This window comes from Streptomyces sp. NPDC050619 (genome assembly GCF_040654815.1).
GTDB lineage: Bacteria > Actinomycetota > Actinomycetes > Streptomycetales > Streptomycetaceae > Streptomyces.
The window spans coordinates 62,489-84,106 of record NZ_JBFAIR010000001.1; the positions used below are offsets into that span (position 1 = coordinate 62,489).

Annotated in this window: 18 protein-coding genes; 8 read left to right on the forward strand and 10 right to left on the reverse strand. The window is 69.2% G+C overall.

All coding sequences use genetic code 11. The features are described 5' to 3' along the window. Positions 1-218: 218 nt before the first annotated feature. The 3 genes from AB0I77_RS00275 to AB0I77_RS00285 are packed head-to-tail and all read left to right on the forward strand — an operon-like array spanning position 219 to position 3,348. Positions 219-1,370, forward strand: a complete 1,152-nt coding sequence (locus AB0I77_RS00275; protein ID WP_363280000.1) for a Gfo/Idh/MocA family oxidoreductase — start codon at positions 219-221, stop codon at positions 1,368-1,370. Beyond that, complete coding sequence (locus tag AB0I77_RS00280) at positions 1,367-2,518, forward strand: dihydrodipicolinate synthase family protein (protein WP_363280001.1); 1,152 nt, start codon at positions 1,367-1,369, stop codon at positions 2,516-2,518. Before AB0I77_RS00275 ends, AB0I77_RS00280 begins: the two co-directional genes overlap by 4 nt. Further along, on the forward strand, positions 2,515-3,348 hold the full coding sequence (locus AB0I77_RS00285) for a sugar phosphate isomerase/epimerase family protein (protein ID WP_363280002.1): 834 nt from the start codon (positions 2,515-2,517) through the stop codon (positions 3,346-3,348). Before AB0I77_RS00280 ends, AB0I77_RS00285 begins: the two co-directional genes overlap by 4 nt. A 143-nt stretch (positions 3,349-3,491) precedes the next feature. On the opposite strand, the gene AB0I77_RS00290 is transcribed toward AB0I77_RS00285, so the two are convergent. Then, on the reverse strand, positions 3,492-4,865 hold the full coding sequence (locus tag AB0I77_RS00290; RefSeq protein ID WP_363280003.1) for a DUF4157 domain-containing protein: 1,374 nt from the start codon (positions 4,863-4,865) through the stop codon (positions 3,492-3,494). 294 nt (positions 4,866-5,159) lie between these two features. Further along, positions 5,160-5,984, reverse strand: coding sequence for a helix-turn-helix transcriptional regulator (locus AB0I77_RS00295; protein WP_363280004.1), 825 nt, complete (start codon positions 5,982-5,984; stop codon positions 5,160-5,162). A gap of 120 nt (positions 5,985-6,104) precedes the next feature. Between AB0I77_RS00295 and AB0I77_RS00300 the strand changes: the two genes are divergently transcribed. The 3 genes from AB0I77_RS00300 (at position 6,105) to AB0I77_RS00310 (ending at position 7,453) form a co-directional block, all read left to right on the forward strand. Next, positions 6,105-6,332: a hypothetical protein gene (locus tag AB0I77_RS00300; protein ID WP_363280005.1), complete on the forward strand. Its 228-nt coding sequence runs from the start codon at positions 6,105-6,107 to the stop codon at positions 6,330-6,332. Then, the gene (locus AB0I77_RS00305; protein WP_363280006.1) at positions 6,329-6,634 is read left to right on the forward strand and encodes a hypothetical protein; all 306 of its coding nucleotides are present in this window, start codon (positions 6,329-6,331) and stop codon (positions 6,632-6,634) included. The genes AB0I77_RS00300 and AB0I77_RS00305 overlap by 4 nt, the downstream gene beginning before the upstream one ends. 339 nt (positions 6,635-6,973) lie before the next feature. After that, positions 6,974-7,453: a hypothetical protein gene (locus tag AB0I77_RS00310; protein ID WP_363280007.1), complete on the forward strand. Its 480-nt coding sequence runs from the start codon at positions 6,974-6,976 to the stop codon at positions 7,451-7,453. Positions 7,454-7,687: 234 nt separating this feature from the next. On the opposite strand, the gene rbsD is transcribed toward AB0I77_RS00310, so the two are convergent. From rbsD to AB0I77_RS00335, 5 genes are all read right to left on the reverse strand, one after another. Continuing rightward, positions 7,688-8,083 (reverse strand): D-ribose pyranase, encoded by a 396-nt coding sequence (gene rbsD / locus AB0I77_RS00315; RefSeq protein ID WP_363280008.1) that lies wholly within the window; start codon positions 8,081-8,083, stop codon positions 7,688-7,690. After that, on the reverse strand, positions 8,080-8,988 hold the full coding sequence (locus AB0I77_RS00320) for a ribokinase (RefSeq protein ID WP_363280009.1): 909 nt from the start codon (positions 8,986-8,988) through the stop codon (positions 8,080-8,082). The genes rbsD and AB0I77_RS00320 overlap by 4 nt, the downstream gene beginning before the upstream one ends. A 79-nt stretch (positions 8,989-9,067) precedes the next feature. Then, on the reverse strand, positions 9,068-11,020 hold the full coding sequence (locus AB0I77_RS00325; RefSeq protein WP_363280010.1) for a substrate-binding domain-containing protein: 1,953 nt from the start codon (positions 11,018-11,020) through the stop codon (positions 9,068-9,070). Next, entirely contained in the window at positions 11,010-12,536 is a 1,527-nt protein-coding gene (locus AB0I77_RS00330; RefSeq protein ID WP_363280011.1) for a sugar ABC transporter ATP-binding protein, read from the reverse strand. Before AB0I77_RS00330 ends, AB0I77_RS00325 begins: the two co-directional genes overlap by 11 nt. After that, positions 12,533-13,606, reverse strand: coding sequence for a LacI family DNA-binding transcriptional regulator (locus tag AB0I77_RS00335; protein WP_363280012.1), 1,074 nt, complete (start codon positions 13,604-13,606; stop codon positions 12,533-12,535). The genes AB0I77_RS00330 and AB0I77_RS00335 overlap by 4 nt, the downstream gene beginning before the upstream one ends. Positions 13,607-13,786: 180 nt before the next feature. Here AB0I77_RS00335 and AB0I77_RS00340 point away from each other — a divergent pair, with 180 nt between their 5' ends. Beyond that, positions 13,787-16,048 carry an ATP-dependent RecD-like DNA helicase gene (locus tag AB0I77_RS00340; RefSeq protein WP_363280013.1) on the forward strand — a complete coding sequence of 754 codons (2,262 nt, stop codon included), beginning with the start codon at positions 13,787-13,789 and terminating at the stop codon, positions 16,046-16,048. A gap of 243 nt (positions 16,049-16,291) precedes the next feature. Then, positions 16,292-17,581, forward strand: a complete 1,290-nt coding sequence (locus tag AB0I77_RS00345; RefSeq protein WP_363280014.1) for a citrate synthase — start codon at positions 16,292-16,294, stop codon at positions 17,579-17,581. Positions 17,582-18,115: 534 nt separating this feature from the next. Here AB0I77_RS00345 and AB0I77_RS00350 read toward each other — a convergent pair. From AB0I77_RS00350 to AB0I77_RS00360, 3 genes are all read right to left on the reverse strand, one after another. Beyond that, positions 18,116-20,404: a heavy metal translocating P-type ATPase gene (locus AB0I77_RS00350; RefSeq protein WP_363280015.1), complete on the reverse strand. Its 2,289-nt coding sequence runs from the start codon at positions 20,402-20,404 to the stop codon at positions 18,116-18,118. A 99-nt stretch (positions 20,405-20,503) separates the two neighbouring features. Beyond that, positions 20,504-20,743: a heavy-metal-associated domain-containing protein gene (locus tag AB0I77_RS00355; RefSeq protein WP_363280016.1), complete on the reverse strand. Its 240-nt coding sequence runs from the start codon at positions 20,741-20,743 to the stop codon at positions 20,504-20,506. A gap of 90 nt (positions 20,744-20,833) precedes the next feature. Beyond that, complete coding sequence (locus AB0I77_RS00360; protein ID WP_363280017.1) at positions 20,834-21,511, reverse strand: TetR/AcrR family transcriptional regulator; 678 nt, start codon at positions 21,509-21,511, stop codon at positions 20,834-20,836. Between the last annotated feature and the right edge of the window lie 107 nt (positions 21,512-21,618).

Genomic DNA, 21,618 nt, shown 5'->3' on the forward strand with positions numbered 1-21,618 from the left:
ACGGTTCCGGGCGGACCTCAAGGCCCCGCTCCGAGTTGTTCGCGCCCTCGAACAACTCGACCCCTTCGCGGTCTTGTCTATACCGCTGATCAGAGGCTAGCTTCTCATTGGATAGAAAGCGCTTGCTGTACCGCTCATCAGTAGGGGCGTACAAGGCGCGCACAACCGCGTACGAACCGCGTAAGAACGCTGCGTACGACACCTACGAAGGGACCGACGTGACACGCAAGACGGTGCGTATCGCCATGAACGGCGTGACCGGGCGCATGGGCTACCGCCAGCACCTCGTCCGCTCCATCCTGGCCCTCCGCGAGCAGGGCGGCCTCGACCTCGGCGACGGCACCGTGCTGTGGCCGGAGCCGATCCTGGTCGGCCGCCGCGAGCAGGCGCTCAGGGCGCTCGCCGAGCGGCACGGCCTGGAGCACATCTCGACGGACGTGGACGCGGTCCTCGCCGACCCCACCATCGACATCTACTTCGACGCCCAGGTCACCTCCGCCCGTGAGGAGGCGATCAAGAAGGCGATCGCCGCGGGCAAGCACATCTACACCGAGAAGCCGACGGCCACCGGCCTCGACGGCGCCCTGGAACTGGCCCGCCTGGCCCACGCGAAGGGCATCAAGCACGGCGTCGTCCAGGACAAGCTCTTCCTCCCCGGCCTGCTCAAGCTCAAGCGGCTCATCGACGGCGGCTTCTTCGGCCGGATCCTCTCCATCCGCGGCGAGTTCGGCTACTGGGTCTTCGAGGGCGACTGGCAGGCGGCCCAGCGCCCGTCGTGGAACTACCGCGCCGAGGACGGCGGTGGCATCGTTGTCGACATGTTCCCGCACTGGGAGTACGTCCTGCACGAGCTGTTCGGCCGCGTGAAGTCCGTGCAGGCCATCGCCGCCACCCACCTCCCCCAGCGCTGGGACGAGAACGGCAAGCCCTACGACGCCACCGCCGACGACGCCGCCTACGGCATCTTCGAACTCGACGGCGGCGCGATCGCCCAGATCAACTCCTCCTGGGCCGTCCGCGTCAACCGCGACGAACTGGTGGAGTTCCAGGTCGACGGCACGGAGGGCTCGGCGGTCGCCGGCCTGCGCAACTGCCGTGCCCAGCACCGCAGTGCGACCCCCAAGCCGGTCTGGAACCCGGACATCCCCGCCACCGAGGTCTTCCGCGACCAGTGGCAGGAGGTCCCCGACAACGTGGACTTCGACAACGGCTTCAAGGCCCAGTGGGAACTGTTCCTCAAGCACGTCTACGCCGACGCCCCCTACCACTGGGACCTGCTGGCCGGCGCCCGCGGCGTCCAGCTCGCCGAGCTGGGCCTGAAGTCCTCGGCCGAGGGCCGCCGTCTCTACGTTCCCGAGGTCGCACTGTGACCATCCAACTTCCCGACGCCACCGGCCGGTTGAGGACCTACGAACCCCGCACCGACCCCCTCGCCGTCACCGCCGCCACCCCCTTCACCTCTCGTACGGTCTTCTCGGCCGCCCACGTGGTCGCCGACCCGTACGCGGACGTGTCGCCCGACGCGCCCGCCGCCGTCGACTGGGACGCCACCCTCGCCTTCCGCCACCACCTGTGGTCCCACGGGCTCGGCGTCGCCGAGGCCATGGACACCGCCCAGCGCGGCATGGGCCTGGACTGGGCGGGCGCGGCCGAGCTGATCCGCCGGTCGGCGGCGGAGGCTCGTAGCGTGGGCGGCCGTATCGCCTGCGGAGTCGGCACCGACCAGCTCGCGGCCGGTTCCCTGGCGGAGGTCCGGGCGGCATACGAGGAGCAGCTCGCGGTCGTCGAGGAGAGCGGCGCGCAGGCGATTCTCATGGCCTCCCGCGCCCTCACCGCGGCCGCGAAGGGCCCCGAGGACTACCTCGACGTCTACGGCCACCTGCTCCGCCAGTCCACCGAGCCGGTGATCCTGCACTGGCTGGGCCCGATGTTCGACCCGGCGCTGGAGGGCTACTGGGGTTCGACCGACCTCGACGCGGCCACGGATGTGTTCCTGGACGTCATCGCCGCGCACCCCGACAAGGTCGACGGCATCAAGGTCTCCCTGCTGGACGCCCAGCGCGAGATCGACCTGCGCCGCAGGCTCCCCGACGGCGTCCGCTGCTACACGGGCGACGACTTCAACTACCCCGAGCTGATCGCGGGCGACGAGCGGGGCTTCAGCCACGCGCTGCTGGGCATCTTCGACCCGCTGGGACCGCTGGCGGCGGAGGCGGTACGGGTGTTGGACACGGGGAACGTCGCGGCCTTCCGCGAGCTGCTGGACCCGACCGTCGAACTCTCCCGCCACCTCTTCCAGACCCCCACCCGCTTCTACAAGACGGGCGTGGTGTTCCTGGCCTGGCTGGCCGGCCACCAGTCGCACTTCACGATGGTCGGCGGCCTCCAGTCGGCCCGCTCCCTCCCGCACTTCGCGAAGGCGTACGAACTCGCCGACGGCCTGGGCCTGTTCCCGGACCCGAAGCTGGCGGAGGAGCGGATGAAGAACCTGCTGAGCCTGTACGGAGTGCCCCAGTGACCGATCTCGCGCGCTTCTCCATCAACCAGATGACGGTCAAGCAGCTGTCGATTCCGGAACTGGCCGAGGCCTGCGGCCAGTTGGGCGTCGCGAACGTCGGCCTGTGGCGCGAACCGGTCCAGTCGTACGGCGTGGAGGCGACGGCCAAACTGGTCCGCGACGCGGGCCTGACGGTGACCACGCTGTGCCGGGGCGGCTTCCTCACGGCGATCGACCCGCAGGAGCGTTCCCGCGCCCTGGACGACAACCGCCGAGCGGTCGACGAGGCGGCGACCCTCGGCACCGAGGTGCTGGTCCTGGTCTCGGGCGGCCTGCCGGCGGGTTCGAAGGACCTGCACGGCGCCCGGGAACGGATCGCGGACGCACTGGCGGAGCTGGGCCCGTACGCCGAGTCCCACGGCGTACGGCTGGCCATCGAGCCCCTCCACCCCATGTACGCCTCCGACCGCTGCGTGGTCTCGACGCTCACCCAGGCCCTCGACCTCGCGGAACGCTTCCCGGCCCACCAGGTCGGCGTCACGGTGGACACGTACCACATCTGGTGGGACGACAACGCGCCCGCCCAGATCGCCCGAGCGGGCGCGGGCGGCCGTATCCACACCTTCCAACTCGCCGACTGGACGACCCCGTTGCCGGAGGGCGTGCTGAACGGCCGCGGGCAGATCGGCGACGGCGCGATCGACATGCGCGAGTGGAAGGGCTACGTGGAGGCGGCCGGGTACACCGGGGCCATCGAGGTCGAGCTCTTCAACGACGGGCTGTGGGCGCGGGACGGGCGAGAGGTGCTGGCGGAGACGGCGGGGCGCTTCGTGGAGCACGTGATCCGGTGAGCGGGTCAAGGGACACGAACGTCACGTGACCCGCTGGAACCGGTCGACGGCCGCTGGGCGATGGGGGATGCCCGGCGGCCGGGCGGCCGGGCGGCCGTTGGACCGCGCCGGCGGGAGCGGATGCGGACCCGCGGCAGGCGAGCTCAGCGCCGGGTCACGGTGACGACCCGGTAGGGCGGCTGGTGGCCGATCGTGAGGGGGGCACCAGCGAGGTCGTAGGTGTCCCCTGACGTCATGCCGGTGACCGGGGTGACTTGCACGGCGAGCGGAATATAGTCCGCATTGCCAGAATTCTCCTGGTTGATGGCATTGATCGCCGTGCGTATGGCCTCTGCCTGGCTGTACCCGGCCTGCTCGTTGTCCGTGAAGACCCAGGCCGTGCTGTTGGCACCCATGATCGATTCGAGGCAGTTCGCCAGACCATCGGGTGCGCCGGCCATCGACCAGATGTTGCCGGGGTGCGGCACGAGAACATCGGTGTGCGGGACGTGGTGACCGAAGCCCGTGATCGAACCCTGGGTGAGCTGCATGGTGTTCGGCGGGATTCCCCACTCCTCCAGGCTCTCCCGCAGGCGCCCCGCCTGCATCGCCAAGTCGTAGGCGTTCAGGTTCTGCTTCCTGTGCCAGGCATCCATGAGGAACTCGGTGTCTTCCCTCCGCCCGCCGTCCACCGCGCCCACCACCGTGTTGCGCGTGTATTCGATCACCTCGCCCACAGACACGTGGTGGTCGAGATCAATGTAGGGCTCCACGCGCTGCTGGTGATCGGGGTGAAGATCCTGGTACCAGGCGGCGGACAGCACCTCCTGCCGCGTCAACTTCTTCTTGTCCTCGTCCCCGTCCATGTACAGCGATCGCTGTACTGGTGCTGTGGAGGCGGTGGCGGCCGATACGGCGGATTCCGGCGCGTGGACGGCATCGGGCACCGGTCCCGACATCACCCGCGTGGCCGTGGCCTCTGCCTCCCGCTCGAAATCGTCGGCAGGATCCGACAGGCGCAGCCCCGTCCCGTTGTCGGTGCCGGCGACCGGGCCTTGCCGCTGCTGGATGACGTGGGTGAGTTCGTGGGCGAGGGTGTGCTTGTCACCACCGCCGTCGCCCAGGACGACGTGATCGCGGGAGGTGTAGGCCCGCGCCCCGATCTCGGCGGCGGAAGCCCTGGCGGTGCTGCCGGTATGGATGCGGACGTCCGAGAAGTCCGCGCCGAGCCGGGCTTCCATCTCGGTGCGTGTGCTGTTGTCGAGGGGGCGGCCGCCGGTGCGCAGGACGTCCTGGACGCTGGAGCGCTGTACGGGCTGCTCGGTCTGCTGGTGGTCGCAGTCGGCGCCATGCTGGTGCAGTTCCTCGGCCCCCGGGTGTCCGGCCCGGCGGAGCATCTGGACCACTGCCGCGTTGCCGACGGCGCTCTGCAACGCGAGGAGACCCGACAGCGGCGTCCGGCTCGCGGCCTGGGGGCGGCGGGCCCGTGCTCCGCCCTTTCGCGCACCGGCCGACCTGGCCTGGTCTTTGGCGTACATGCGACCTCTCCTCCGCAGGCAAACGACTCCCCTCTGGGTACCTGAGGCACGGGCGGTCGGGCCAGGTACCCGAGGGCAGAGCGGGGGCAACATGCGTGGGCCGTCGGCGCGTGGCGATGGGCCGAGCACACCGCCGTCCCCTTGACCGAGGCGCCCTCCGCCAAGCTGTCAGACGCCGAGGTTGCCTTCCTTGACGGCGGTGACGAACCTCAAGGCATTCGCCCTGGCTGCCGCCGCTGTAGCTGGACTTGTACCACCCGGTGAGGGCGGACGGGTTGGCGACAGCGGGGTCACTTATCGCTGAGCACGTGCGTGTTCCTCTGCCGCAGACCTGACGAAGGCCAGTGATCCCTGTTGCGACAACGCGTCGCTCAACGCCAGATCGTAGGCCTCCTGATTGGACCTCACACGAGCCTGATTTTTTACGAGCTGCCCGATCTCGTGCCCTTCCATGTAGGCGACCGGAGCTGAGTCCTCAAAGCTCATCAGCATGAGCAGACCCTCCTGGAGCACGTGTGCCCCGACCCCGAAAGGGAGTACGTGGAGCCGCAGCCGTCCTGCCTCGGCCAGGTCCGCGATCTTTCGCAGTTGGTCGGCCATGACCTGTGGTCCGCCGACCCTGCGCCTGAGCACGGCCTCGTCGAGCAGCGTCCACAGGACAGGCCGCGCCGGGTCGTCCAGAACCACGGCACGCCCTGTTCGGATGACGACTTCCCGGTCAAGCTCCTCAGCCGTGTAATGGGGCCTGTATGCGCGGAACACGGATCGCGCGTACTCGGGGGTCTGGAGAATGCCGGGAACCAGGGAGAGCGCGAACTGCCGGATCACGGTGGCCTTGCGCTCAAGCTCGGCGACGGCGGCGAAGTGCCTCGCGTATGTGTTTTCCAGCTCGTCCAGCCACTGTGCGAAGAACCCGTCCGTCCCCAGCGCCCGATCGATCCGTTGTGCGTCATCTGGGTTCGGCAGCCGTCTGCCCGCCTCGAAATGGCTGATCAGCGTGGGCGAGCACACGACTTGGCCGCTCAATTGCTCCTGGGTGAGCTGGGCCGCCGTCCGCCGCAGCCGCAGTTCCTCTCCGTACTTCTCACGTGCCGTACGCGGCCTGCGGCCCTTGCCCATGCAGCCAACTCCCATCTGACGAGCGTGTTGTCAACCCTCAGGTACTGGAAGCGTAGCCAGGGAGGACATCACTCTGTGAGTGGTTCACCGCAGAACGCACTCATGAGGAAGCAGGCTGGCATGTCCCACCTCATCGTCCGGCTCTTCGAGCCGGTCCTGAGTTTCCTCCTGCCCGGCGGAGGGAAGCGGCGCCGCACACCGGTTCCGTTCTCGTGCCGGTACACGTGGCCGTACTCGTGCGACTACGTCGGCGGTCCAACCCCCTACCGCAGGGGAGAGCGCCCGCTGCGCGGCGAGGACAGCCCGCTTGTTCGCCCCTACCTGCTCGCGCACGAGGCGGGGGCATGAACGACGGAACGTACGAGCCCTCGGTCGGGCGCCTGTTGCCCTGGGCCGGTACGGCGGGCAAGCCCTGCTATGTCGTGGGCGACGGCGCGGGCTACGTCTCACGTCTCGCCGACGACATTGAAAGCATCCAGCTCGGGATGGCGGGCGATCTCCTCGACCACGCGGCCGTACTCCTCGCGGAGCGCGGTGCGACCAACCGCGAGCTGCACTACCTCGCCAGTCGGCTCACCGAGTCCCTGCGAGACGTCAGACGCGTCGCGGAGAGCAGAGGGAGGCGGCTCGCACACAGGGATGATGACTGAATCCCGGCAGGCTCACGATCCTGCCCCTTGGGCGGGTGTCAGGTCGCGGGCAGCTCGTCCGGCTCCCGTTCGCTCTCCGGGAGGGGTCCCGGTCTCCGGCCGTAGATTCGTCGGCATGACAGACGACATAGGTCGGGCAGGGGACTGGCGCAGGTGGCTTTCCGTCGGCGCGTTCACCTCTCGCTGTGGGGTGGTCCTATGAGACGCGGTCTCCTCTCCTTGATCCTTCTCGGTGCCGTCGTCTTCGGCATATTCGAGGCTTGCGGCAGGGGGGACGATCGGCCGTACTCGCTCTGTCCGCCCAGCCGGTCTTCGACCAAGCTGACGAAGCCCTCGCAGATGGGTGAAGAAGCGGCCAGCTATCGAGGGCGGGGGCCGCATCGCATCTATGTCGACGAGTACGCCGATCCGGCCAGTCCGGCAGGGACAGCCGTCGAAGTGGAAGACCAACTGCCGGAGAACTGGCTGTTGAGCCGCGGCGATTCTGGTCGCTATCAGCTCGACACCCTGCAGCTGGTGGCCTGCGCCTACCAGTACGAGGTCGGCGGCGAAGGCGAGTTGGGCGTGTGCAGGTATCAGGATTCGTCGGGAAACACGTACGGGGACACGACTGTGACCGCGAAGTACGACTTCCGGGTCTACGTGGCTGCGACAGGCAAGCTGCTCAGTACGTTCACCGTGGAGGGGGAGGACCAGAGCTGCCCAACCAGCCGGTGGGTGTATCCCGGGGAGGGGGAGAACTTCGATATCGCGGCCGAGCCTGACTACGCCGAGGTCGAACACCGCTTGAAACCGCTGGTCGAGCGCAACGTGCCCTGAGAGTTATGGGCCGGGCCAAGAGAACATCGTCTGACCGGAAAAATTCTGGGGAGACCGTACAACCCTTCCCGCACTTCCCGGGTCGTACATGGCATCAGGACTTCTCGGAGGGGGATCCGGGGGGATCGCGGGGGGTTCTGATGGGGGAGGGAACCCGAGGGGGCCCGGTCGACGGACCGGGCCCCCTCGAAGCATTTCTGCGGCAGGTGCTTCAAGCAGAAGACTGCGCGCCGCTCAGAAGAACACCCCGCACCGCAGCAGCACATTCGCGTACGGCCGGGCTTCCCCCGTCCGTACGACCAACCGCGCACCCCCCGACAGCGCCTTCAGCCGCTCATGCGGAACCAGCGTCAGGTCCTCGTCGGGAAAGTGCCCGTCCAGCAGCGCCGAAGCCGCCGGATTCGCGTCCCGCACCTCCGTCGCCGCCGTCGCGCCCTCCACCACCAGCTCGGCCAGCAGCCCGTCCAGGACCTCGGCGAAGGACGGCACCCCGGCCCGGAAGGCCAGGTCGACGACGTGCGGGCCGTCGGGAATCGGCATGCCGGCGTCGCACACCAGCACCCCGTCCCCGTGGCCCAGCTCGGCCAGGGCGCCGGAGAGCCGGCGGTTCAGGATCCCGGCCTTCTTCACAGGGGCCCGCCCTCGATCTCCGCCACCGTAGGGAAGGATTCCTGCGCCCCCCGCTTCGTGACGGCCGCCGCCCCGACCCGGGACGCGTACGCCGCCGCCTCGGCGAGCGACGCACCGGCGCCCAGCCGGTACGCCAGCGCCGCGGTGAACGCGTCGCCCGCGCCCGTCGTGTCCACGGCGTCCACCTTCACGGAGGGGATCCGGGTCACGCCCTCGCCGGAAGCCACCAGCGAGCCCTCCGCGCCCAGCGTCACCACCACCGACCGCGGCCCCTTCGCGAGCAGGATCCGCGCCCAGTCCTCGGGCTCCTCGCTGACCAAGGCCTCGCCCAGGATCACCTTCGCCTCGTGCTCGTTGACGATCAGCGGGTCGCAGGCCGCCAGCACCTCCTGGGGAAGGGGCCGCGGCGGTGACGGGTTGAGGACGAAGCGGTTGTCCGGCGCCAGATTCCGTACGACCTCCACGACCGTCTCCAGCGGAATCTCCAGCTGGACCGACACCACCCGGGAGGCGTGGAAGAGGCTGGCGGCGGCCCGCACGTCCTGCGGGGTCAGCCGGCCGTTCGCGCCCGGCGAGACCACGATGCTGTTGTCCCCCGACGGGTCCACCGTGATCAGCGCGACCCCGGTCGGCGCACCGCCGACCAGCACCCCCACCGTGTCGACCCCGGCCGCCCGCTGCGAGTCGAGCAGCAGCCGGCCGTGGGCGTCGTCACCGACCCGGGCCAGCAGGGCCGTACGCGCTTCGAGCCGGGCCGCCGCGACCGCCTGGTTCGCGCCCTTGCCGCCGGGGTGGACGGCCAGGTCGGAACCGAGCACCGTCTCACCGGCCCCGGGCCGTCTCTCGACACCGATCACCAGGTCGGCGTTGGCCGACCCTACGACCAGCAGGTCGTAGTCGTACATGAAATGGACTCCCCTAGTGAGTGACTCGGGGCGGACGGCCGTCACCGCTGGGCAACGACCGCCCGCCCCCTCGCCGATGTCAGCCGCTGAACCCGGCCACGTTCTCCTTCGTGACCACCTTCACCGGCACCTTCACCGTCTCCTCGACCTTCTTGCCCTCGAGCGCTCGCAACGCATTGTCCACCGCGATCCGGCCCAGCTGGGTCGGCTGCTGTGCCACGGACGCGTACAGCGTGCCGTCCTTGACCGCCGTCAGCCCGTCGGGCGTGCCGTCGAAGCCGACGACGGAGACCGACTTGCCGGCCTTCGATCCCAGCGCCTTGATCGCGCCGAGGGCCATCTCGTCGTTGGCGGCGATGACGCCCTGGACGTCCGGGTGGGCCTGGAGCAGGTTCGACATCACGTCGAGGCCCTTGGTGCGGTCGAAGTCCGCGGGCTGCTGGGCCACCACCTGGATGCCCGGGTAGGCCTTGAGACCGTTGGCGAAGCCCTCGGCACGCTCGCGGGCGGCCGATGTGCCGGCCTGGCCCTGAAGGATCACGATCTTGCCCTTGCCGCCCAGCTTGTCGGCGATCGTCTTGGCGGACAGCTCGCCGCCCTTGACGTTGTCGGAGGCGACCAGTGTGTCCGTCGTCGCCTTGTTGACGACCCGGTCCACGGCGATGACCGGGATCTTCGCCTTGTCGGCCGCTCGCACCGACGGGCCCGCCGCGTCCGAGTCCACCGGGTTGACGATGATCGCGCCGAGGCCCGAACTGGTGAAGTTCTGAAGCTGGTTGGCCTGCTGGGAGGCGTCGTTCTGCGCGTCCGTGACAGTCAGGTCCACGCCCAGCTTCTTCGCCTCGGCCTGGGCGCCCGCCCGGATCTGCACGAAGAAGGGGTTGTTGAGGGTGGACAGGGACAGGCCCATCTTCGGGGTCGAGGACGACGAGTTGCCGTTGTGCAGGAACGAGGTCGCACCGACGATCGCCACGGTGACCACTGCCGCCAGCGCGTACGTCGTCGCCTGCTTGCCCTTACCCCCTCCCATGCCGGTGCCCGCGGCCATCGGCGTCGCCCCGGCCTTGCGGCGCAGCGTGTCCAGCAGCACCGCCAGCGCGATCACGACACCGATGACGACCTGCTGCCAGAAGGCGGACACGGACAGCAGGTTCAGTCCATTACGCAGGACCGCCAGAATCAGCGCGCCGATCAGCGTCCCGGATGCCTTACCGGTACCGCCGGCGAGCGAGGCGCCGCCGATGACGACCGCGGCGATGGCGTCCAGCTCGTAGCCGTCGGCGGCCTGCGGCTGCGCGGAGGACAGCCGGGAGGCGAGCACGATGCCCGCCGCGGCGGCGAAGACGCCGGACAGGGCGTAGATGGCGAGCTTCTGCTTCTTCACCCGCAGGCCGGAGAGGCGAGCGGCCTCCTCGTTGCCGCCGATCGCGTACATGGAGCGGCCGATGTAGGTCCGGCCGAGCACGAAGGCGGCGATCAGCCCCATCACGATCATCACGAGCACCGGCACCGGCAGCCAGCCGCCGAGCGTGTCCCCGAGGTGCGAGACGGAGTCGGGGAAGGCGATCGGCGAGCCCTCCGAGATCACCAGCGACAGACCGCGGGCCACCGACAGCATGGCGAGCGTCGCGATGAACGGGGGCAGCTTGCCGTACGCGATGAGGAAGCCGTTGACCAGGCCGGCCGCGATACCGGTGGCGACGGCGAGGACGACCGCTATGACGACCGGGACGCCGTGCGAAGTGGCGCTCCAGGCCAGGACGGTGGCCGACAGGGCCGCCACCGAGCCCACCGACAGGTCGATGCCCGCCGAGACGATCACGAAGGTCACGCCGAAGGCGAGGATGGCGGTCACGGCCGCCTGGACACCGACATTGAGCATGTTGTCCGTGGTCAGGAAGTCGCCCGACAGCGCCGACATGGCGACGACGAGGACGATCAGCGCGGTGAGCGCGCCGTTGTCGAGCAGCAGACGGCGGACCGCCGTGGCGCCATCGGCGCCGGCCCGGCTCTTGAGCGTGTCAGCGGCCACGGCCGGCCTCCAGTTCATCAGTGGTGGTGGGGTTGCTCACGGCGAGGGCCATCACCGCGTCCTGCGTGGCCTCGTCGGCGGACAGCTCGCCCGCGATCCGGCCCTGGGCCATCACCAGCACCCGGTCGCTCATGCCGAGCACTTCGGGCAGATCGCTGGAGATCATCAGGACGGCGGCTCCGGCGGCCGTCAGTTCGTTGATCAGCTGGTAGATCTCGACCTTGGCGCCGACGTCGATGCCGCGCGTCGGCTCGTCGAGGATCAGCACCTTGGTGTCCGCGAGCAGCCACTTGCCGATGACGACCTTCTGCTGGTTGCCGCCGGACAGGGTCCGCACGTGCTGACCGAGCCCGGCCATCCGCACCCCCAGCTGCTCGGCGATCCGGGTGGCCGACGCACGCTGGCCCTTGAGGTCGACGAGTCCCGCGCGGGTCGCGGCGCGCATGGTCACCAGGCCGAGGTTCTCCTCGACGGAGGCGTCAAGGACCAGCCCCTGGCCCTTGCGGTCCTCGGGTACGAGCCCGATCCCGGCCGCCAGGGCGGCGTTCACGTCGTGCCGCCGCAGCCGGGCGCCCGCGACCGTCACCGCACCCTTGTCGTACGGGTCCGCGCCGAACACGGCCCGCACGACCTCCGTACGACCGGCCCCGACGAGCCCGGCGATGCCGACGACCTCGCCCGCGTGCACCTCGAAGGTGACGTCGCGAAAGACACCGTCCCTGGTCAGCCCCTCGACGGTGAGCAACGCGGTCCCGGTCTCGGCCCGTTCGCGCGGATACTGCTGCTCGATCGACCGGCCCACCATCAGGCGTACGAGCTCGTCCTCGGGCGTGGTGGCGGGGACCTGCCCGACGCTCTTGCCGTCGCGGATGACGGTGACGCGGTCGCCCAGGGCGGCGATCTCGTCCAGGTGGTGGGTGATGAAGACGATTCCCACGCCGTCCTCGCGCAGCGTGCGCACGATCGCGAAGAGTTTCTCCACCTCCTCGGAGGTGAGGACTGCGGTCGGCTCGTCCATGATCAGCACGCGCGCGTTCAGGCTCAGCGCCTTCGCGATCTCGACCATCTGCAGGCGCGCGATGCCGAGTTCACGCACACGCGCGCGTGGGGACACATTGACGCCGACCCGCTCCAGGAGGACGGCGGCATCGGCTTCCATCCTCTTCCGGTCGATCATCCCCAGGCGGCGCGGCTGCCGCCCCAGGAAGATGTTCTCGGCGACCGTCAGATCGGGAACGAGGTTGAACTCCTGGTAGATGGTGGCGATCCCGAGGCGCTCGGAGTCCTGCGCACCATGGATGCGCACCTCCTTGCCGCCGGCCAGGATCCTCCCGGCGTCGGGTGTGTAGGCGCCGGAGAGCATCTTGATGAGGGTGCTCTTGCCCGCGCCGTTCTCGCCGAGGAGCACATGCACCTCGCCGCGGCGCAGGTCGAAGTCGACGCTGTCGAGCGCGACCACACCCGGGAAGGTCTTCCGTATGCCCTCGATGCGCAGCAACTCGTCCGCGTTGCTCACGACGTACTCCTTTGTACGGGGGACTGCTGTACTGGGGACTGCTGTACGGGGGACTGCTGTACGGGGGACTGTTCGGTGCCCGGCTCGCCGCACGAGCGGCGTACGACGAGACGGGCGGGGAGGGTGACGGACTCGGCAGGCCGTCCCTCGATGCGGTCGATCAGCGCGTGCACGGCGGCGCGCCCCAGCTCGCCCGTGGGCTGGGCGATCGCGGTGATCGGCGGATCGGTGTGCACGAACCAGGGGATGTCGTCGAACGCGGCCAGCGCGATGTCCCGCGGCACCCGCAGCCCGCGCGCGCGGATGGCGTCCAGCGCGCCCAAGGCCATCAGGTTGTCCGTGGCGAACACGACCTCGGGCGGCTCGGGCAGGTCGAGGAAGCCCTCGGTGACCCGTCGCCCGCTGTCGGCCTGGAAGTCGCCCTGCCCGATATAGGCGTCGGGAAGACCGAGACCGTACGCCCGCAGCGCCTCCCTGAAGGCCTGCACACGCTCCAGGCCGGTCGTGGTGGCCGCCGGCCCCGCGATGATCGCGAGCCGCCGGTGGCCGAGGCCGTGCAGATGCGCCACGAGGTCCCGTACGGCCTCCAGCCCGTCGGCCCGGACCACGGGCACGTCCACGCCCGGGATCCACCGGTCCACGAAGACCATCGGCGTCCCCGCGCGCGCGGCGTCCAGGATCAGCGGCGAGCCGCCGTCGGTCGGGGAGACCAGCAGCCCGTCGATACGGCGGTCCAGCAGGGTCCGTACGTGGTGGTCCTGGAGGTCGGGGCGTTCGTCGGCGTTGCCGATGATGACGCTGTAGCCCAGCGCGCGGGCCGCCTCCTCGACGGAGCGGGCCAGCTCGGTGAAGTACGGGTTCATCACGTCGCTGATGACCAGGCCGAGGGTGTGGGTCTCGTCGGTGCGCAGGGACCGGGCGACGGCGTTCGGGCGGTAGCCCAGCGTCTCGACGGCGGCCAGCACGCGCGTGCGTGCGTCCGCGCTGACCGAGGGGTGGTCGTTCAGGACGCGCGACACCGTGGCGACGGACATCCCCGCCTCGGCGGCGACGTCCTTGATGCTCGCCATCGCCGCTCCACCTCCTCGTGGAATCGATTACATCGACATGTAGAGAGGATTGGAATCGATTACACGCGAGTAAACAAGACCCCGAGACCGGATCGTGATGTCGCGGGGTACTCCCGGGCCGTTCAGGTCGGCTGTGCACACGCCGGGTGAGCTGTCGGTGCCGGGCGGTACCGTCGGATCATGGCTCAACCGACAGGGACCACGGGGACCACGGGGACCGACGAGCGCCGGCTCGCCGTACTCGAAGGCGTCCTGGAGCGGATCACGTACGCCAACGAGGAGAACGGCTACACCGTCGCCCGGGTCGACACCGGCCGCGGCGCCGGTGATCTGCTGACGGTCGTCGGCGCGCTGCTCGGCGCCCAGGTCGGCGAGTCCCTGCGCATGGAGGGCCGCTGGGGCTCCCATCCCCAGTACGGCAAGCAGTTCACCGTCGAGAACTACACGACGGTCCTGCCGGCCACCGTCCAGGGCATCCGCCGCTACCTCGGCTCCGGCCTGGTCAAGGGCATCGGGCCGATCTTCGCCGACCGCATCACCCAGCACTTCGGCCTGGACACCCTCCAGGTCATCGAGGAGGAGCCCAAGCGGCTCATCGAGGTCCCCGGCCTCGGCCCCAAGCGCACCAAGAAGATCGCCGACGCCTGGGAGGAACAGAAGGCGATCAAGGAGGTCATGCTCTTCCTCCAGACCGTCGAGGTGTCCACGTCGATCGCGGTCCGCATCTACAAGAAGTACGGCGACGCCTCGATCTCGGTCGTGAAGAACCAGCCGTACCGCCTGGCGTCCGACGTCTGGGGCATCGGCTTCCTCACCGCGGACAAGATCGCCCAGTCCGTCGGCATCCCGCACGACAGCCCGGAGCGCGTCAAGGCGGGCCTTCAGTACGCCCTGTCGCAGTCCACCGACCAGGGCCACTGCTACCTCCCCGAGGAGCGGCTGATCGCCGACGCGGTCAAGCTGTTGCAGGTCGACACCGGCCTGGTCATCGAGTGCCTCGCGGAGCTCGCGGCGCCTCCGGAGGAGGGGGAGGACCCCGGTGTCGTACGGGAGAAGGTGCCCGGTCCGGACGGCGAGCCCGTCACCGCGGTCTACCTGGTCCCCTTCCATCGCGCCGAGCTCTCCCTCTCCGCCCAGCTGCTGCGCCTCCTGCGCACGGACGCGGACCGGATGCCCGCCTTCCACGACGTGGCCTGGGACAAGGCGCTGGGGTGGCTGAGGGGTCGTACGGGCACGGATCTCGCCCCCGAGCAGGAGGCCGCCGTCAAACTCGCGCTCACCAAGAAGGTCGCCGTCCTCACCGGCGGCCCCGGCTGCGGCAAGTCCTTCACGGTCCGCTCGATCGTGGAGCTGGCCCGCGCCAAGAAGGCCAAGGTCGTCCTGGCCGCCCCCACCGGCCGCGCCGCCAAGCGCCTGTCCGAGCTCACCGGCGCAGAGGCCTCCACCGTCCACCGCCTGCTGGAGCTGAAGCCCGGCGGCGACGCGGCCTACGACAAGGACCGCCCGCTGGACGCCGACCTGGTGGTGGTCGACGAGGCGTCCATGCTGGACCTCCTGCTCGCGAACAAGCTGGTCAAGGCGGTGCCTCCGGGCGCCCATCTTCTCTTCGTCGGAGATGTGGACCAGCTGCCCAGCGTCGGCGCCGGGGAGGTCCTGCGCGACCTGCTGGCCGAGGGCGGCCCGATCCCGGCCGTGCGCCTCACGCGCGTGTTCCGCCAGGCCCAGCAGTCCGGCGTCGTGACGAACGCGCACCGGATCAACTCCGGCCAGCACCCGGTCACCGACGGCATGAAGGACTTCTTCCTCTTCGTCGAGGACGACACTGAAGAGGTCGGCCGGCTCACCGTGGACGTGGCGGCTCGCCGTATTCCGGCCAAGTTCGGCCTCGACCCGCGCCGGGACGTGCAGGTGCTGGCGCCCATGCACCGGGGCCCCGCCGGCGCGGGCAACCTCAACGGCCTGCTCCAGCAGGCGGTGACCCCCGGCCGCCCCGATCTGCCCGAGAAGCGGTTCGGCGGCCGGGTCTTCCGGGTCGGCGACAAGGTCACCCAGATTCGCAACAATTACGAGAAGGGCACCAACGGTGTCTTCAACGGCACCGTGGGCGTGGTCACCTCGCTCGACCCGGTCGACCAGCGCCTCACAGTGCTGACCGACGAGGACGAGGAGGTGAGTTACGAATTCGACGAACTGGACGAACTGGCCCACGCGTACGCGGTGACCATCCACCGTTCACAGGGAAGTGAATATCCGGCCGTGGTGATCCCGGTCACCACCAGCGCCTGGATGATGCTCCAGCGGAACCTGTTGTATACGGCGGTCACCCGCGCCAAGAAGCTGGTCGTCCTCGTCGGTTCCCGCAAGGCGATCGGCCAGGCGGTGCGCACGGTGTCGGCGGGACGGCGCTGCACGGCTCTGGACTTCCGGCTTTCCGGCGCGTGACGCTCCGCTTGGGACCCCTTCGGAGCGGGCATCGTAAAAAATGATCGATCAAATGAGTCACGAAGGTCACAGAGCCCTTCCGGAACCGGCTGGAGGAGGGGCAGGATGGACAAGTTCGCGGCACTGAGTGCCGCGAATAAGCCCAACGGCCGACCCCGAGTGCACTCTTCTGCGCCAAATGGGGGATGGTAGAGACAGTCAGGGCAACCTCGAAGATGAGGCACAACGTCGGTGAGGGAAGACGTGAGCGACAACTCTGTAGTACTGCGGTACGGCGACGGCGAGTACACCTACCCGGTGATCAACAGCACCGTCGGCGACAAGGGCTTCGACATCGGCAAGCTCCGCGCCCAGACCGGTCTGGTGACGCTGGACAGCGGCTACGGCAATACCGCCGCCTACAAATCCTCCATTACTTACCTGGACGGCGAGTCCGGCATCCTCCGCTACCGCGGCTACCCGATCGAACAGCTGGCCGAGCGCTCCACCTTCTTGGAGGTCGCCTACCTGCTGATCAACGGCGAGCTGCCCACGGTCGACGAGCTCTCCTCGTTCAAGAACGACATCACGCAGCACACCCTGCTGCATGAGGACGTCAAGAACTTCTACAAGGGCTTCCCACGCGACGCCCACCCGATGGCCATGCTGTCGTCGGTCGTCTCGGCGCTGTCGACGTTCTACCAGGACAGCCACAACCCGTTCGACGAGACGCAGCGCAATCTCTCCACGATCCGGCTGCTCGCAAAGCTCCCGACGATCGCGGCCTACGCGTACAAGAAGTCGATCGGCCACCCGTTCGTCTACCCGCGCAATGACCTCGGCTATGTGGAGAACTTCCTCCGCATGACCTTCTCGGTCCCCGCGCAGGAGTACGACCTCGACCCGACCGTGGTCTCCGCGCTGGACAAGCTGCTCATCCTGCACGCGGACCACGAGCAGAACTGTTCGACCTCCACCGTCCGCCTGGTCGGCTCCTCGCAGGCGAACATGTTCGCCTCGATCTCGGCCGGCATCAACGCGCTGTGGGGCCCGCTGCACGGCGGCGCCAACCAGTCCGTCCTGGAGATGCTGGAAGGCATCCGGGACGCCGGCGGCGACGTGGACTCCTTCATCCGCAAGGTGAAGAACAAGGAGGACGGCGTCCGTCTGATGGGCTTCGGCCACCGGGTCTACAAGAACTTCGACCCGCGCGCCAAGATCATCAAGGCCGCCGCGCACGACGTGCTGTCCGCCCTCGGCAAGTCCGACGAGCTGCTGGACATCGCGCTGAAGCTGGAGGAGCACGCGCTCTCCGACGACTACTTCGTCTCGCGCAGCCTCTACCCGAACGTGGACTTCTACACCGGCCTGATCTACCGGGCCATGGGCTTCCCGACCGAGATGTTCACGGTCCTGTTCGCCCTCGGCCGGCTGCCGGGCTGGATCGCCCAGTGGCACGAGATGATCAAGGAGCCGGGCTCCCGCATCGGCCGCCCGCGCCAGATCTACACGGGCGTCGTCGAGCGGGACTTCATCCCGGTCGAGGCGCGCTGAGCCGCAACCGTACATAGAAGAAGGCGCCCTGCCGCCGGTCCCCCCACGGGCCGACGGTCAGGGCGCCTTCCCATGTCCCGGTGCGGATTCCCCCCACGGGATCCGGCCGGGCGTCTGTGAGAACCAGCGCCTGAATCGCTGTGTTGCGGTAACGCTTTGAGCAAAACGAGCAGAACTCGTCGTACTACTGCTGTGTGCGGTCTGCCGGGACAGCGCACGCTCGGTAGGGCCGCTCAAAGCTTCCCGAAGTACGTGTCCCGGCAACGCAATCCTGAGGAAGTCCCCCAAGACATCCCCAGATGCCAGTTGGCGCCCCCCAAGACGCTTCCTGACATCGTCAACTTAGACCTTCGAACCCCTTAGATGGTTACGTTCACATCACTGTGATCTGCGTCTCTTGCATATGTCCGTTAGATGCGCAAGAGCCCTTGATGTGGTGATCCGGACCCAAGCGTAAGGATGATGCGCGAGCCCTGTGAAGAGCTTATGTGAGGCTGGCGCAGGACTCCAGGGGGCCCCTGCGTCGAAATGGGCTCATCGGAAGGTCCGCAGCCGGAGGCTGTTCGTCACCACGAACACCGACGAGAAGGCCATCGTCGCCCCCGCGATCATCGGGTTCAGCAGTCCGGCGGCGGCCAGCGGCAGCGCGGCCACGTTGTAGCCGAAGGCCCACACGAGATTTCCCTTGATCGTGGACAGCGTCCTGCGGGACAGCCGGATCGCGTCCGCGGCCACCCGCAGATCTCCGCGCACCAGCGTCAGATCGCCCGCCTCGATCGCCGCGTCCGTCCCGGTCCCCATCGCCAGCCCCAGATCGGCGGTGGCGAGCGCCGCCGCGTCGTTGACGCCGTCGCCGACCATGGCGACGATCCGCCCCTCGCCCTGGAGCCGCCGTACGACGTCGACCTTGTCCTCGGGCAGCACCTCGGAGACCACCTGGTCGATCCCGACGGCCTTGGCGACCGCCTCGGCCACCGTCCGGTTGTCCCCGGTCAGCAGTACGGGTGTGAGCCCCAGCGCGCGCAGTTCGCGCACCGCCTCGGCGCTGGTCTCCTTGACCGCGTCCGCGACGGCGACGACACCGCGTGCCGCTCCGTCCCAGCCGACCACGACGGCCGTACGACCGTCCCTCTCGGCCTCGTCCTTGGCGCGGGCCAACTCCTCCGGAAGGACGTCGAAAAGCCGCCCCACGGCGACCTCACGGCCCTCCACGCGCCCGCGTACGCCTCGTCCGGGCACGTTCTCGAAGTGCTCGGCCCGCGGCAGCGGCCCGACCCCCATCTCGGCGCCCACGGCGATCGCCCGGGCGACGGGATGCTCGGAGGCGTGCTCCAGGGCGCCCGCGAGCCGCAGCACCTCCTTCTCGTCGGCGTCCTCGGCGGCGTACACCTCCTGGAGGGTCATGCGGCCGGTGGTGACCGTGCCCGTCTTGTCCAGGACGACCGTGTCGACGCGGCGCGTGGACTCCAGCACCTCGGGGCCCTTGATCAGGATGCCGAGCTGGGCGCCGCGCCCGGTGCCGACCAGCAGGGCGGTCGGCGTGGCCAGTCCCAGGGCGCACGGGCAGGCGATGATCAGGACGGCTACGGCCGCGGTGAACGCGGCAACCGTGTCGCCGGTGGCGCCGAGCCATCCCCCGAAGGTGGCGACCGCGAGGGCGATGACCACCGGTACGAAGATCGCGGAGACGCGGTCGGCGAGCCGCTGCACCTCGGCCTTGCCGTTCTGCGCGTCCTCCACCAGCTTCGCCATCCGGGCGAGCTGTGTGTCGGCGCCGACTCGGGTCGCCTCGACGACCAGCCGCCCGCCGGCGTTGACCGTCGCGCCGGTGACCGTGTCGCCGGCCGTGACGTCCACCGGCGCGGACTCCCCGGTGAGCATGGACGCGTCCACCGCGGAGACGCCCTCGACGACCGTGCCGTCGGTGGCGATCTTCTCTCCGGGCCGTACGACGAACCGGTCGCCCACGGCCAGCCGCGCCACCGGAATGCGCACCTCGCGCCCCTCGCGGAGCACGGCCACGTCCTTCACGCCCAGCTCCATCAGTGCCCTGAGCGCCGCTCCCGCGTGCCGCTTGGCGCGGGCCTCCAGGTAGCGGCCGAGCAGGATGAAGGCGGTGACTCCGGCGGCGACTTCGAGGTAGATCGTCGAGGCGCCGTCCATGCGCACTGTGACATTGGTCGCTACCGCTCCGGGGGTGAACTCGAAGCCGTGGCGCATGCCCGGCATGCCCGCCTCGCCGAAGAACAGCGCCCACAGCGACCAGCCGAACGCGGCCAGCGTGCCGAGCGAGACCAGGGTGTCCATGGTGGCCGCGCCGTGCCGGACGTTCGTCCAGGCGGCCCGGTGGAACGGCAGTCCGCCCCACACCACGACCGGCGCGGTGAGCGTGAGCGCCAGCCACTGCCAGTTGTCGAACTGAAGCGCCGGAATCATGGAGAGGAGTACGACGGGGACGGCGAGCAGCGCGGAGACGGAAAGGCGCTGCCGGAGGGCGGTCAGCTCCAGGTCCTTGCCGGAAGCCATCCCTTCAGGCCCTTCAGCCTCTTCATGCGCTTCATGCGCTTCGGGTGCTTCGGGTGCGGGCTCCTCGGCCGTGTACCCGGTCTTCACCACGGTCGCGATCAGCTCGGCGACCTCGGTTCCCGCGGGGTAGCTGACCTTCGCCTTCTCCGTCGCGTAGTTCACCGTGGCGGTGACGCCGTCCATGCGGTTGAGCTTCTTCTCGACGCGGGCCGCGCAGGAGGCGCAGGTCATTCCGCCGATGAGCAGTTCGACTTCGGACGGGTCGGCTGTCGGCGTCTGTGTGGTGGTGCTGGTCATGTCCGTACTCCAGACGACGGAAGACGACGGACGGGCCGTACCGGACCGGTGTGAGTCGGCCGGTACGGCCCGGTGCCGAGTGCTCGGATCGGGATGCGATCAGGCCTTGCCGACGAGCTCGTAGCCGGCCTCGTCGACGGCGGCGCGCACCGCCTCCTCGTCGAGCGGAGCCGCGGACACGACGGTGACCTCACCGCTCGTGGCGACGGCCTCGACCGAGCTGACGCCGGCGATCTCGGAGATCTCGCCGGAGACAGCGCCCTCGCAGTGTCCGCAGGTCATCCCGCTCACCTTGTAGACGGCGGTGACGTAGCCGGGGGTGTCGGTCTGAGCGGTCATGTCGTTCTCCTCGTAGAGGCATGTGGGGCTGCGGTGGCCCACAGTGGGGCCCGCACACCTCCAGACTATACCCCTAGGGGGTAAGGTCGGTCAGGGAGTCCGAGTCTTCGTGGGGCGCGTGGTACGGGCCATCCGGTGGCCGACCAGCGGTTCCAGGTAGCGGAACAGGACGTTCTTCAACTCCTGGGTGTACGCCTCGCGTTCGGCGCCCTCGTGGGCGAGGATCAGCTCCAGCCCCGCCTTGTACAGGCCCAGGCAGACCTGCGCGGTGCGGGCGAGGTCGGCTGCGGACGCGTCGGGCAGGAGCGCGGACAGCAGGGCTTCGACCCGGCCGGCCAGGGTCGCGTGCAGGGCGTCGTGCTCCTCGGTGATCCGGCCGGGGATGTCGGGGCCGTGCATCAGTGCGAAGAACACCGGGTGCTGTGTGTTGAAGTCGGTGAACCGGTCGACGGCGGCGCCGACGGCCTCCTCCAGCGGGGTCGCGGGGTCGATCGGGGCGAGCGCCTCGCCGTAGGTGTCCCGCATCTCGTGCATGAGCCGGTCGCCCAACTCGATCGCGATCGCTTCCTTGTTCGGGAAGAACTGGTACAGCGTGCCCGGCGAGACGCCCGCCTCCCGGGCGATGGCGTTGGTGCTGGCGGCGGTGTAGCCGGTGGTGGTGAAGACGCTGGCGGCGGCTTCGAGGAGTTGGGTCATGCGGCGCTCGCCGCGCGCCTGTCTGCGGCGCGGCTGTTCCTTCGCCGGACTGTCGTCCTGATTGTCGGGCACGCGTTATCCCCAAGCTCTCCGAACACGGTTGACAAACACGAGCGGTCGCTCGCATTCTAGTGAAACGCGAGCGATCTCTCGCGTTTTCCATTTTATGTGTTTCACGG